Genomic DNA, 12,593 nt, shown 5'->3' with positions numbered 1-12,593 from the left:
TTTGATATCTATGTCCCGTTCAGAAATTCCAGTTTTTACAAAACCATTCATTCACCCTTCCGCAACTGCCTTTGGTATGGTCGAATATGGAACATCCGTATCATTATGGCCGGGGGCTGTGGTACGAGCTGACATGAACACCATCAAATTGGGAAATTATGTAAACATCCAAGATAATTCCACTCTCCATACTGATAGCACAAGCCCAATATCTATCGGCGAATGGACATTAGTTGGACACAACGTGATGATCCATGGTTGTAAAATTGGAAGAGGAGTCCTTGTTGGAATTGGTTCCATTGTTCTTGACAATGCAGAAATTGGCGATGGCACGCAAATTGCTGCTGGATGTATGATTCGGGGCGGAAAAAAAATCCCACCACGATCACTTGTGGTTCCAGATGGATCTGATATTAAAATTTTTCCGGGAAAAGCAAAACCTGAATTAACGGTCGCAGGTTGTATTGAATACGCGCACCTATCTGTCCGATTTGAAAAGAATATCTTTGTTCCCTTTTTAAAGGAAGAAGAAGTTCATTTTGTATCCCAAGCAAAAGAAATCATAACAAAGTTAGGTATCTAACTTTATGCATTTGAAGTTTCTACTGTATAGAATTTGCCAATTATATTAAAGAAATGATAAATAAACTAAAAATCCTAGGAATCTTTTCTATTACACAAACTGTCTTTCAAATTGGGACCGTCATGATAATGGCGGTTTCAGCTCTTGCTGGACAAAGCATTGCACCTTCACCTGAATCAGCATCCCTACCCATATCCTTAGTGATCTTAGGAACTCTACTTGGGCTTGTTCCTGCTTCTAGGATCATGAAGTGGAAAGGTAGTAAATTTGGATTACTCACAGGAACAGTGATTGGAATTTTTGGAGCAGCGCTTGCATCGTATGCGATGTACGAAAAAAACTTTATTCTATTTTCCACATCACACTTATTATATGGTTTTCATCAAGCATTCGTTCAATACTTAAGATTTGTTGCGATGGAATCGGTTCCTACTCATGATCGATCCAGTGCTTTGTCTTGGATTTTAATTGCGGGAATTCCTGCTGCATTTCTTGGCCCACTGGCAGGACTTCAAGGAAAAGAACTTTTTCCAAATTCATTGTATTTAGGATGTTATTTAATATTAATTTCTAGTTTGAGTTTACAATTATTCTTTATATTATTTTTACCAACTTCTAACAAACCAAGCTCTAATCCCAATCAGGATAAAATTGTTCCTTCTCCAAGATCATCAATTCGACCTTTCTCTTACCATGTCCAAAATTTAGGTCTATGGGTTTCTATATTGTCGACAGCATTTAGTTTTGGGCTGATGGCGATGCTGATGTCTGCTGTACCAGTAGCAATGAAATCGCATGGGCATGAAATGCATGCTTCTACTTTAGTTTTACAGTGGCATGTATTGGGTATGTACATTCCTTCTTTTTTTTCCGGGCAATTAGTGAGAAAAATGACAGCACCTTATTTAATTTTATTGGGAATTTTTGTGATGGGACTCGAGAGTTTTGCAGCCCTCCAAGGAACGGATTTTTTACCTTTTGCAGTAGCACTCATTTTACTTGGTATTGGTTGGAATTTTATGTATGTGGGAGGAACCAACTTACTTGTCGAACAATACCACCCTTCCGAAAAAAACTCGATACAAGCAACAAATGATACAATTGTGTATTCTTTTGCGATCCTTTCAACATATAGCGCAGGTTATTTGGAGAATAAAATAGGTTGGCTTTCTCTTAATTTGATAAGTATTCCTTTTTTGGTTGTAATGGCTATTGTGATCATTTGCTTTATTCTACTCAATAGAAAGAAAACAAAGATTTTAAAAACATTAAATGATCAATGAAATCAACTTTATTTCGATTCAAAATATAATTTTAGAGATGGAGTAAATATGGAAAAACAATTATTATCATTTGAAACTATTGTTGGTCTTCATGTAAAGAATGATGAACTTTATACGAAATATAGAACGGAGATGAAATCCTTATTAGAAAAGTATGAAGGAGGATTTCGGTATGATTTTAAAATTCAAGAAACTTTAAAATCAGAAACGGAAAATTCAATCAACAGAGTATTTTTAATCTATTTCAAAAGCAAAGAAAAAAAACTCAGTTTTTTCTCAGATCCCGAATACAAAAATATTAGAGAAACATACTTTGTTCCTTCTGTTGGAAGTACTACGCAGATAGCAGAATACGAAAGATTTTTTGATTCTTAAGAATGAATATTTATTGCCAGAACATCACCTAACTATAAATAATCAAATTTATGTTTAAGAACAAAATCCTACCTGTTTTTTTCGCTACAATTATTATAAGTTTGTCAGAATTTTTAAGAAACGAAATACTTTTTAAATCAATCTGGTTAAATCATTATCACCAATTGGGGATTACATTTCCTTCAGAACCGCTCAATGGAGCCGTGTGGGGTATCTGGTCATTCGGTTTGGCATTTGTAATTTTTTACTTATCTAATCACTTAAAATTCAATCAAACTTTTTTATTCAGTTGGTTTATTGGATTTATTTTGATGTGGGTAGTGATCTGGAATTTAGGAGTCCTACCGATTGCCATACTACTGTATGCAATACCTCTGAGTATTATTGAAACGTATTTAGCTACATGGATAATATATAAACTTAAATAAAAAAACGAAAAGATCACTTTGTTAAATGACCTTTCTGCCAGCTTTGATTTTGGCAGAAAATTCTTTTGCCATTTCAATTCGAAGTTTTCCTTCAGCAAACCGGCGTTTCTCCAATTCTGTATCTAGACGTAAAGGAGGAACAGCACAGGGTTTTTTATTTTCATCTAAAGCAACAAACGATAAGTAGGCGGTCGTTGCCCGAACCATCTCACCAGTGTATGGGTTTTCGCGATTCACTTGAACTCCCACCTCCATTGAGGTAGTACCTACATAATTCACCATCGCTTTTAAATTTACATGATCACCAATTTGTATTGGAGTAATAAAATTAATTCGATCGATACTTACTGTTACTGCTTCGTGTCCAGAATGCCTTTGGGCAGACATAGCTGCGATCAAATCGATCCAACTCATAATGGCACCACCAAATGCGGTCCCGTAATGGTTTGCATCATTGGGAAGTACTATATGTCTAGTTTCTACTGCGGATTCTTGGGGTGACTTAGCAGTTAATTCGTTAGGATTCGTCACAATGAGGATAATTTCCCCTTTACCAATCGCCAGGGAAAGGCTTTTTTACGGATTCTTCTTGTTAGTTTCGTTCGTCCAATGATGATCATATGCTAAAAAATAAACAAAAATATATTTATTGGACCAAGTTCCAAAAGGATACAAGTCCACTACTCCGCAGTTTCCTCTTGACAGCGTCTGGATTATTTCTTTTAGCTTCGTGCTTACATTTAGTTCCGATTCTTACTCACCACGGTGAAGTAGATTTTTTATTTTTTGCCGTTGATTTTAGTTTTGCAGGTATCCTTTTTTTAGAATTTTTATTAAAGAACAAAGTACCCTTAATTATTCGTGTTTTTAGTTTGATTTGTACAACAGTATTTATTTCCGTATTGTCCTATCTCCGCAGTGGCCTTTTGGGAAGCGCTGAAATATCCTTAACGTTTATGATTGTCTCTTTCTATGTATTTCTTCCGCCAATTCTAAGTTTGATTTCTTCTCTTGTCATATCTTTACTGCCAGCGTTATTCGGTGGTTTCATCTATTTTTCCTGGATTCGATTTCCTGATTCCTTGGGACTCAGAAATAATAATCCACGAGAATGGATTTTTAATTCGATTAGTTTGATTTTATTTTCTGTTTTAACTGGATTTTTAATCCAAAGGCTCAGAGGAAAATTAATTAAAAATATTGTTTATCTTAAAGAATCAAGAAGCAAAATACTTAATTCCCAAAAGCACATCGACAAACTAGCATTTTATGATCAATTAACACATTTGCCAAATCGATACTTATTTGATAAATTAATTCAAAATAGGATCAATTCAGGTGTTTCAGATTCTTTTCTCCTTTTAATCAATTTAAAAGGACTAAAAGTAATTAATGCATTACATGGAATTGGATTCGGAGACCAAATTCTTACCTTAACAGGTTGTGTCTTAAAACTTTCTACAGATGAAAAGCCTGGTGTAATCGTTGCTAGTTTAGGTGGTGACGAATTTATACTTTGGATAGAAAATGCGACAAAATCGATAATTGAAAATGCGATTGTAAAATTTGATCTAAACAATAATGAATTACTAACTCCTGAGCGATTAGGACATAGACTCCAATATCGGGTTTCCGGAATTCAGTTTCCGAAGGATGCAAACCATTTGGATGAAGCCATTCGTAAACTATCGATCGCGATGAATGTAGCGAGAGAAGATGTTTTGACAAAGTTAGTTTGGTTTAAAACTGGAATGGAATCTAAAATAGAAAGGGAACAAAAACTAAAAAATTATTTAGAAAAGGCAATCAACCAAGGTAACTTCAAAATAGCATACCAAGAAAAAGTGGATATCACTTCAAAAGAGACCGTGGGCTTGGAAGCACTGGCGAGATGGAGTTTACCTGAGTTTGGAAATGTTTCGCCTGATGAATTTATACCTATCATCACCAAGTCGGAGTTAATTGTTCCTTTTGGAAAATGTATATTTGAAAAAACCATTTCTCACATTCCAAAGTTATTGGACTTATATGGAAAGGAAATACAAGTTTCTATTAACATTTCTCCAATTTTCTTTTTATATCCCAATTTCAACGACTATATCATTCGTTATCTATCAAAACACAAAATTAATCCGAAAAATATCATATTCGAAATTACTGAAGATGTATTTTTAGACGAAATCGAAACCATTCAAAAAATCGTCTCCGAACTTCGAGCCAACGGGATTTCTGTTTCATTAGATGATTTTGGAAAAGGTTATTCTTCCCTTCACTATATGCAAAAAATCCAATTTGATGAATTAAAAATTGATAAATCTTTCTTAGATGACATAGCAAATTCTGATCGAAATTTTTTACTTCTAGAATCCATTTGCCATTTGGCCGATTCTTTGGGCCTCAAAACAATTGCAGAAGGAATTGAAAATGAAGAACAACTCAACCGTCTAAAACAAACTTCTTGCCATGTAGTACAAGGTTATCTTTATTCAAGACCACAAATTCTTTTTGATTAGGTGATACAAACCTACGGAAACTTAGTATATTTTCTTCTCTTTCTTTAGTTGCAGAGAAAATTCGACTCTGAAATTCTATCCTCTATGGGACAAGGTCATAATCATTCTAATCACGACCACCACTCGCACGATCATAGCCACCACCACACATCTTCCTCTTCAAAAAATTTGGCATGGGCATTTCTACTTAACTTAAGTTTTTCTCTTTTAGAATTGGTTGGAGGAATTTTTTCAAATAGCATAGCAATTATCTCTGACGCCTTTCATGATTTTGGCGATGCAATGTCTCTTGCCCTAGTCTGGTATTTGCAAAAAATTTCGACAAAGCCAAAAGACAATCTTTTTGATTATGGGTACAAAAGATTTTCTATTTTAGGTGCGCTCATCATTTCAGTAATACTATCTGTAGGATCTTTTTTTATGATAGTTGAATCCATTAAAAGATTTATCAATCCCGAAGAAACAAAAGCAGATATTATGTTTGCCCTAGCTATTGTTGGGGTTCTTGTCAATGGTGCAGCCATGATTCGTCTCAATCATGGAATATCATTAACTGAGAAAGCAGTGTTTCTTCATTTTCTAGAAGATATTCTTGGATGGATCGCAGTACTTATTGGTAGTGTTGTGATGATGTATTTTAAAGTTCCTTGGTTTGATCCTTTACTTTCATTGGCGATTGCATTATGGATATTATGGAATGCATATGGTAACATCAAACAGGTAATGATTGTGATGTTACAAGCTGTCCCTGAATCAGTCGATCGTAATGATCTGATTGAACATTGGGAAAATATCAAAGGAATTCAATCTATCCATGATGTCAAAATTTGGAGTTTGGACGGGAACCACCATGTTGCTTCCTTACATGTGCTCATAGAGAAAACTGTCAAAATAAACGAATTCCAAATGATTAAAGAAAAAATTAGAAAGGTTGCACTAGAATTTGAAATTATCCATACAACCATTGAACTCGAAACTGACGCCGAACAATGTAAACTTCATTCAGACTGAATGCAATGGTTTAAATCTATCCAATGATTCAATTCGTTTAATCCATTCTAAAATTTTTGGATATGATGATAAATCAAATCCTCCTTCATGTGCCACATGTGTGTAAGCAAACAAAGATATATCTGCTGTAGTTATTGAATCACCTACTAAAAATTTATTCTTTGTTAGCTGGGTATCCATAACTCCTAAAGCTTTATATCCACCTTCTTGTTTAGATTCGTATTCTGCCCGTCTTTCCTCGGGAATCCCCAAATAATGTTTAATAAACCTTGCTACCGCAATATAAGGTTCATGACTGTATTGTTCAAAAAATTGCCATTGTAAGACCTTTGCTTTTTCAAAATGATCTTTAGGAATCAGATCACTCCCTTCTGCCAAAAAATTCAAAATAGCATTGGACTCTGATAAAATTCTGCCATCATCCAAAATTAAAATAGGAATTTTCCCATTCGGATTCATTTTCAGAAATGAATCTGTTTTGGTTTCTCCTTTTTTTATATCAATATCTTGCCATTCGTATGGAATTTCTAGAAAGGAAGTTACTAGTAAAAGTTTATAACTATTCCCTGATTGTCTGTCACCGTAAATTTTCATTTTCCTTCCTGTAAAGATCTGGTAAAAAACTTTCGAACTGACCCACTTCTTCAATGTTATGTTTGATCCAAAAAAAACCATGTTTTTTATCAAAAAACAAAATTTCAAAGATTGATCGTAACCATTTAAAACTAAATCCCTTCCATCCAATAATCAAACAATTTTCATACCGAGTTCCTTCGGCACTATCCTTAAAACTATATTCCATTCTTGCAATTGGTAAAAAACCATAAAGTTTTGGATTATGAATGAAACCTTCCTCATCTAATTTTTCGATGGGACTCATCACATTTACTAGATACTTCTTATTTCTTCCTAAGTATTCTACAATTCTTAAAGCCGCTCCAGGTCCGACACTGCCATCAGGTTTTCTTTTTTCATAACTGACATGTACATGATCTTCGGGATGCCAGACATGGTATCGATTATAAACTTTTCCTTCATATTCAATATCACCTTCCAAATGTTGAAACCACCAAGCCAACATTTTTGGATGAACACCTTTGATTGTATCATGTCGAATCCAATATTTAACCCGACCATCCGCAAGCACCTCTCTTCCCGATTCAGCCGAATCCACAGACTTCCTGGTCCACTGAATTTTCAACTTTGGCAATAAACCTAATTGAACCGTTTTCATTTCGATCTCCCAGGTATAGTAAACGCTATACCATTCTATTTTCATGTAAAGTAAATACTATACAAAAAATCAATCGAAAAAATATCCCGTATTAAAAAAATGATTCTAAACAGACCTAAGTAAACCTATGAAACTAACCCTAAAACTTCTACAAAATGAATTTGAAGCTTATCAAAATCCAGAATCAAATAAGGAAAAAGATATAGTTGATGCTGCCGAGGATGTTTTTGCTGAGTTAGGTTTTGCAGGTGCCACAACTGCTGAATTGGCGAATCGAGCTGGCGTGACAGAAAGAACTCTTTTTAAATATTTTCCTTCAAAGCATGATTTATACAGACGAGTTCTATCGGGATTACTTTTATCGACAATTGTTCCTGGTCATATGTCTGATCTCAAAGAACGATTACAAACTCTGAAACCAAATTTTAAAGATTGGTACATTTCCATTTTAAAAGCAAGATATGAAGCCGTAGCGAAAGAACCAAAAAAATTAAAACTACTCTTAGGCGCGCTGATTTTTTCCAAAGAATTCTCTGAGATCTTTGGAAATCTTTGGAAAACTAATTTATACGATACATCAGTCCAGGCTTTCAAATACTTTCAAGAAAATGGTGAGGTCAGAAAAGATTTAGATCCAAATCAAATTGTCAGAGCCTCATTTAGTTTGGCAGCTAGTTTTCTAATCACTAAATTTGTTTTAGCCCCAAAGTATCCTTTAGATCCAAACAAAGAAATCGAAACACTATATGAAATTTTTTTTCAGGGTATCAAAAACGAAAAGTAAAAGTTCACAATTACCACTTCCTTTCTAGAAACATAAATGAGTTTATTTCTTTCTTGTTTTCTCTTTTTTCGGAAGTAACAAAATCACTTTTCCTTTCGTTAACAAATTATTTGCAATTTCTTCTACTCCATCCCCACTTCCTAAATAATAATCTAAACGACCAACTCCGGTGATTGCATTTCCCCTGTCATGAACAAACACCAAATGGTTGTTAACTGAGTTTTGGTTTGACTGAAACGAAAGTAGGATTGGGAAACCTAGTGGAATTTGTTTATCCATGGCTACTGATCGTTTTGCAACCAAACGAATCCCAGCACTTCCCAATGGTCCAAACGAAGTCTCATTTGGTTGCGTATTTGGAAACGATTCTTTTTCAAAAAATATATATCTTGGATTCTTAAAAATCGCTTCTTTAACTTCCTTTGGTTTTGTTTGGAAACAATTTGATAAATGATAAGGCTTTAGACTCGGACAAATTCCTTTCAGGTAAATGGAAGGGCTAACATAATTTTCTCCATTGTCCTCAGCATAATTTATACGAAAAATTTCTTTTGATTCGGTTTCGACAAGCGCTGAACCTTCTAGTTGTGCTAAATGTAAGTCCGTCAAACGAAGAAATAAAATTGGTTTAGAATATTTTTCCCAAATTTGTTTTTGATTCCATTTTTCCCAATGGAAAAATTTTGGATTCTCTGGCAATGATAGATTTTGGTTAGGAGGTGATAAGGCAGGATACTGGTATTCACCCTCTGGTTTAGTTTTTCCATTAATTCGTACTTCATAATATCCTGTTATAATGGGCAGTCCATCTGACGGACTCAAATCAATTAATATAAAGTGTTTTTTAATTTCAGTTGTAATTTGATCTTTTGTAGTTTCGTGAATGATTGTTTGAAGTTTTTCAAATGATTTTAAAATTTCTACTTTCGTATACTCATCTTCTCTAAAACGTAACTTTGTATCTTGGGGCAACTTCTGAAAATAATGGAAGGATTCCTTAATAGCTGATTCCAATCCCGGATCTTTAGTAAGATCTAACTGCTTGGATGGTGTGGGATTTAGTAGATTTTGAGAAACTAAAGATAAGTCCGTTCGATTTAGACTGCCATTCCGGTTCTGCCTCGGCTCCGAAAATAGAGTCGCGATTGATAGTGTGCCAATCAAAAAAACCATTGAGGCGACATTGTTCACCAAGCGAAAAGGAAAGTGACTTACTTTTTTCAGCGAATTCCCGTTGCTCATAAGAGTGTGTTTCCTTCAGTACCTAGATTCTGAATACCTTTAAAATGTAGAAAGGAATGCTGAACAATTCATGAACGAAAAACCTTTCTAATTTCTGTAAATGGTGGGAAAAGGTAACTCACTTTCCAAATTCAGCGTCAGTAAATAGAAACCCACTTTCCAAATACAGTGACTGCAAATAGTAACCCACTTTCCAAAGAAATCTACTTTCAAGACCCAGTTACTTCCCTATGAATATCGATTTATACCTCATCTGGGACCCCTGTTCCTCAATTTCTTTCTAGGTATCCAAATGGCAGTTCTGTTTTTGTCTTATGTCTCATAAGATACCCACTGTCCAATCATTTTTACCAATTCCCCTTGACTTCCATGAGGGTACCAAAAACCTTTCAAAAGACCTCATATTTTTGCGATCATATATAGATTAATTAGGTGTTTCATGAAACGTACATTCCAACCGAGTAAAATTAAACGCGTGAGAACTCACGGATTCCGAGCCAGAATGGCTACCCCAGGCGGACGAAATGTGATAGCCAACAGAAGAAGAAAAGGCCGTGCTAAATTGACTGTTTCCGACGAAAAAATCGGGAGAAAGTTCTAATTTAGGAGCTTCCTTCGGAGACCCTTCGCGACCAAACCAGGATCCAGGAACTCTTTCGTCAGAATCGTAAAATGGGCAGGCCACCGATGCGATGGCTTGTTCGAAAAAACGGCCTTCCGTTTGCCAGTTTTTTATTTTGCCCCGATAAAACTCACAAAACAGCCGTTGAACGTAACCGTTCCAAACGAATTCTACGAGAACTGGTTAGGAAACATATTTCTTTGTTACCTGTTGGATACGATTGTGCCCTACTTGTTCAGAAAGAATTTGCGAAGTTATCCAAGGAAGACCGAGAGGTTTTGTTCCTTTCGGTTCTAAAACATTTCCCATGAATCGGCTGTTTTTGGTTCTAATTTACCTCTATAAAAAACTGCTGTCCCCTCTATTGCCTCCGGCTTGCCGGTTTACCCCAAGTTGTTCCGAATACGCCAAACAAGCGTTTGAGACCTATCCATGGTACAAAGCGCTGGTATTAAGTGTTGTTCGAATTTCAAAATGCCACCCTTATCATGAAGGTGGCCATGACCCTTTACCGAAATCCTTTAACAAGAGTTAACTTATGCAAAATGATTCCACAAACAGACAAGGTCGTTTATTCCTCGCGCTATTTTTAAGTTTAGCGGTTTGGATGGGTATAAACTATTTCTTCTTTCCTCCGCAAACTCCAAAACCCAAAACTGCAGATGAAGTTTCCAAAAAAGATGGTTCTGAAAAAGAAAAAACTAACGGAAATGCAACGGAAGCAAAAACCGAATTAAATAAGCCAACAACGGAAACAACAAAGTTGAATCCAGTAAAACAAGAAGATGTAAAAACCTTCTCGTTAAAAACGGATTCTTTTTTAGTTCATTTTTCTAGCTTAGGCGGAAGAATCACAGAATACTATATTAAAGACCATAAAGAACCAGATGGTTCTGAATTTGCGATTGCAAAAGATCCTAAATTCGAAATTGAATTTGATGGAAAAAAAGAAAAAGCTGTAGAACTCACGAGAGGGCAAGGTTTTGATTTCAACATCATTGAAGACAAGGACACAATTCCTTTTTCTGCATACAACTTAGTAAACTTTAGTTCTAATTATAATGCTGAAACAAAAACAGTAATCTTCGAAGCGCCTTCGTTAGATGGCAAATTTACAATCCAAAAGAAATTCCAGTTTTTCCCATCTGAAAACTATTTTAAATTTCATTTAACACTCAAAAACAGATCTTCAGAAACCATCAATATTTCTCCTTCAAAATCTGATGTTTACTTTAGATCCTTTAGTTCCCTTGGCCCGGTGCTTAAGAAAAAAGAAGATTTTAATGATCGAGATAATGCACATTACTTTCGTTATTACTACTTGGATGGAAGTTTTAAAGACCACGTAGATGGAACTAGCACACAAGGATTTTTTGATAATCTATTTGGATCAAATGAAGGAAAAGACACTCGTTACGAAATTAAAAAAGGTTCTAACGAAAAGGTAGATTTTGTAGGAACAGGAAGTCGTTACTTCATTGGTGTGATCGATCCATTGGATGACAAACCAGCCGGAGTTCTTCTTGATAACCGCAAAGGAAACGAAACAGGTGTTCTTCTTGTCTATGACAATTGGAAACTAGGGCCCGGTGAAGAAGTAAACTTAGATTATGCGGCTTATGTAGGTGTAAGGGAACTTGACGGAACTGCCTTCCGTGATAGTAAACTGGATCCAAAAATCAACAAAGACTCCGTGTTTGCGGGCCTTAGTGATTCTCTAGACAAATCCTTTAACCAAGGGATTACAACTCCACTTCGTAATGGAATTGTTTGGATCTTAAAAAAGATTTATTTAGTTATTCCTAACTATGGTTGGGCGATTGTTATTTTTGCCATTCTATTCAAATTAGCTTTCTATCCGCTGAACAAAAAACAGGCGGAATCGATGAAAAAGATGCAAGAGTTATCTCCGCAAATCAAACTCATCAATGAAAAATATGCGGATGATCCAAAACTCAAACAGGAAAAAACAGTAGAGTTATACAAAAAGAATGGAACCAATCCGATGGCTGGTTGCCTTCCTATGCTCATTCAAATTCCTATCTTTATTGCATTGTATACTGCGTTCTCTGACACAGTTGACCTTTGGAATTCTCCATTTTTATGGATCAAAGATTTAAGTGAACCTGACACTGTTTACACAACTCCAAAGTTAGCTTTTATCGGAGCACTTGCGATCAACATCCTTCCACTTATCATGGTGGCAACGCAAGTGGTTCAATCTCGAATGACAACAGTCTCTACAGATCCAAACCAAAAGATGATGATGTACATGATGCCTGTGATTATGTTATATTTCTTCTGGTCAATGCCTGCAGGTGTGACCATGTATTGGACAATGCAAAACATTCTATCAATCGCACAACAAGTGTATACGAACAAATTTGGTAAATCAGAAGACAAAAAACCAAAGAATAATGGGCCAGAACCAGCAAACAATACTTCTGCGATTGCAAGACCTGGATTCAGAAACCAAAACAAAAAGAAAAAATGAAATCATTGTTTAACAAGGAAGATC

At 35.4% G+C, this 12,593-nt stretch carries 13 protein-coding genes and 1 pseudogene; 10 read left to right on the top strand and 4 right to left on the bottom strand.

The annotated features are described in order from the left end of the window. Window positions 1-25 precede the first annotated feature (25 nt). Genes CH364_RS00470 through CH364_RS00460 form a run of 3 tightly spaced genes read left to right on the top strand, consistent with a single transcriptional unit; the run spans window position 26 to window position 2,241 of the window. A complete protein-coding gene (locus CH364_RS00470) occupies window positions 26-583 on the top strand; it encodes a gamma carbonic anhydrase family protein (RefSeq protein ID WP_423790165.1) in 558 nt (185 codons plus the stop codon). A 44-nt stretch (window positions 584-627) separates the two neighbouring features. Continuing rightward, window positions 628-1,866, top strand: a complete 1,239-nt coding sequence (locus CH364_RS00465; protein WP_100787834.1) for an MFS transporter — start codon at window positions 628-630, stop codon at window positions 1,864-1,866. Between the two features lie 48 nt (window positions 1,867-1,914). Continuing rightward, window positions 1,915-2,241 (top strand): DUF1330 domain-containing protein, encoded by a 327-nt coding sequence (locus CH364_RS00460; RefSeq protein WP_100741677.1) that lies wholly within the window; start codon window positions 1,915-1,917, stop codon window positions 2,239-2,241. A gap of 449 nt (window positions 2,242-2,690) precedes the next feature. Here CH364_RS00460 and CH364_RS00450 read toward each other — a convergent pair whose 3' ends face one another. Beyond that, window positions 2,691-3,200: an acyl-CoA thioesterase gene (locus tag CH364_RS00450; protein ID WP_100741675.1), complete on the bottom strand. Its 510-nt coding sequence runs from the start codon at window positions 3,198-3,200 to the stop codon at window positions 2,691-2,693. 89 nt (window positions 3,201-3,289) lie between these two features. Between CH364_RS00450 and CH364_RS00445 the strand changes: the two genes are divergently transcribed. Both CH364_RS00445 and CH364_RS00440 read left to right on the top strand, forming a co-directional pair. Next, window positions 3,290-5,182, top strand: a complete 1,893-nt coding sequence (locus CH364_RS00445) for a putative bifunctional diguanylate cyclase/phosphodiesterase (RefSeq protein WP_100741674.1) — start codon at window positions 3,290-3,292, stop codon at window positions 5,180-5,182. Window positions 5,183-5,266: 84 nt separating this feature from the next. After that, window positions 5,267-6,193, top strand: a complete 927-nt coding sequence (locus CH364_RS00440; RefSeq protein WP_100741673.1) for a cation diffusion facilitator family transporter — start codon at window positions 5,267-5,269, stop codon at window positions 6,191-6,193. Here CH364_RS00440 and CH364_RS00435 read toward each other — a convergent pair. Together CH364_RS00435 and CH364_RS00430 are read right to left on the bottom strand one after the other, a co-directional pair. Continuing rightward, the gene (locus CH364_RS00435) at window positions 6,185-6,787 is read right to left on the bottom strand and encodes a glutathione S-transferase family protein (protein ID WP_100741672.1); all 603 of its coding nucleotides are present in this window, start codon (window positions 6,785-6,787) and stop codon (window positions 6,185-6,187) included. The genes CH364_RS00440 and CH364_RS00435 overlap by 9 nt on opposite strands. Further along, entirely contained in the window at window positions 6,771-7,427 is a 657-nt protein-coding gene (locus CH364_RS00430; protein WP_100741671.1) for a DAPG hydrolase family protein, read from the bottom strand. The genes CH364_RS00435 and CH364_RS00430 overlap by 17 nt, the downstream gene beginning before the upstream one ends. Before the next feature lie 127 nt (window positions 7,428-7,554). On the opposite strand from CH364_RS00430, the gene CH364_RS00425 reads away from it, so the two are divergent. Continuing rightward, complete coding sequence (locus CH364_RS00425) at window positions 7,555-8,211, top strand: TetR/AcrR family transcriptional regulator (protein ID WP_100741670.1); 657 nt, start codon at window positions 7,555-7,557, stop codon at window positions 8,209-8,211. Window positions 8,212-8,253: 42 nt separating this feature from the next. On the opposite strand, the gene CH364_RS00420 is transcribed toward CH364_RS00425, so the two are convergent. Continuing rightward, a complete protein-coding gene (locus tag CH364_RS00420; protein ID WP_243401174.1) occupies window positions 8,254-9,225 on the bottom strand; it encodes an MltA domain-containing protein in 972 nt (323 codons plus the stop codon). Window positions 9,226-9,892: 667 nt separating this feature from the next. Between CH364_RS00420 and rpmH the strand changes: the two genes are divergently transcribed. From rpmH to yidC, 4 genes and pseudogenes are all read left to right on the top strand, one after another. Further along, window positions 9,893-10,054 carry a 50S ribosomal protein L34 gene (rpmH, locus tag CH364_RS00415; RefSeq protein ID WP_081431642.1) on the top strand — a complete coding sequence of 54 codons (162 nt, stop codon included), beginning with the start codon at window positions 9,893-9,895 and terminating at the stop codon, window positions 10,052-10,054. Between the two features lie 26 nt (window positions 10,055-10,080). Next, window positions 10,081-10,386: pseudogene (rnpA, locus tag CH364_RS00410) on the top strand (ribonuclease P protein component); the annotation flags it as partial. After that, complete coding sequence (gene yidD / locus CH364_RS00405; RefSeq protein WP_020776531.1) at window positions 10,383-10,610, top strand: membrane protein insertion efficiency factor YidD; 228 nt, start codon at window positions 10,383-10,385, stop codon at window positions 10,608-10,610. The pseudogene rnpA and the gene yidD, both read left to right, overlap by 4 nt. 3 nt (window positions 10,611-10,613) lie before the next feature. Further along, the gene (gene yidC / locus CH364_RS00400; protein ID WP_207762195.1) at window positions 10,614-12,569 is read left to right on the top strand and encodes a membrane protein insertase YidC; all 1,956 of its coding nucleotides are present in this window, start codon (window positions 10,614-10,616) and stop codon (window positions 12,567-12,569) included. Window positions 12,570-12,593 lie beyond the last annotated feature (24 nt).

Origin of the sequence: Leptospira harrisiae, assembly GCF_002811945.1 — a bacterium.
Taxonomy (GTDB): Bacteria; Spirochaetota; Leptospiria; order Leptospirales; family Leptospiraceae; genus Leptospira_A; species Leptospira_A harrisiae.
The sequence above is the reverse complement of the archived record's forward strand: the minus strand, read 5'-3'. Positions and strand labels throughout refer to the sequence as shown.

Coding starts and splice junctions, on each gene's coding strand:
- yidD (WP_020776531.1), top strand. CDS start 10,383: ATGAATCGGCTGTTTTTGGTTCTAATTTACCTCTATAAAAAACTGCTG.
- CH364_RS00445 (WP_100741674.1), top strand. CDS start 3,290: ATGCTAAAAAATAAACAAAAATATATTTATTGGACCAAGTTCCAAAAG.
- yidC (WP_207762195.1), top strand. CDS start 10,614: ATGCAAAATGATTCCACAAACAGACAAGGTCGTTTATTCCTCGCGCTA.
- CH364_RS00435 (WP_100741672.1), bottom strand. CDS start 6,787: ATGAAAATTTACGGTGACAGACAATCAGGGAATAGTTATAAACTTTTA.
- CH364_RS00430 (WP_100741671.1), bottom strand. CDS start 7,427: ATGAAAACGGTTCAATTAGGTTTATTGCCAAAGTTGAAAATTCAGTGG.
- CH364_RS00460 (WP_100741677.1), top strand. CDS start 1,915: ATGGAAAAACAATTATTATCATTTGAAACTATTGTTGGTCTTCATGTA.
- CH364_RS00440 (WP_100741673.1), top strand. CDS start 5,267: ATGGGACAAGGTCATAATCATTCTAATCACGACCACCACTCGCACGAT.
- rpmH (WP_081431642.1), top strand. CDS start 9,893: ATGAAACGTACATTCCAACCGAGTAAAATTAAACGCGTGAGAACTCAC.
- CH364_RS00425 (WP_100741670.1), top strand. CDS start 7,555: ATGAAACTAACCCTAAAACTTCTACAAAATGAATTTGAAGCTTATCAA.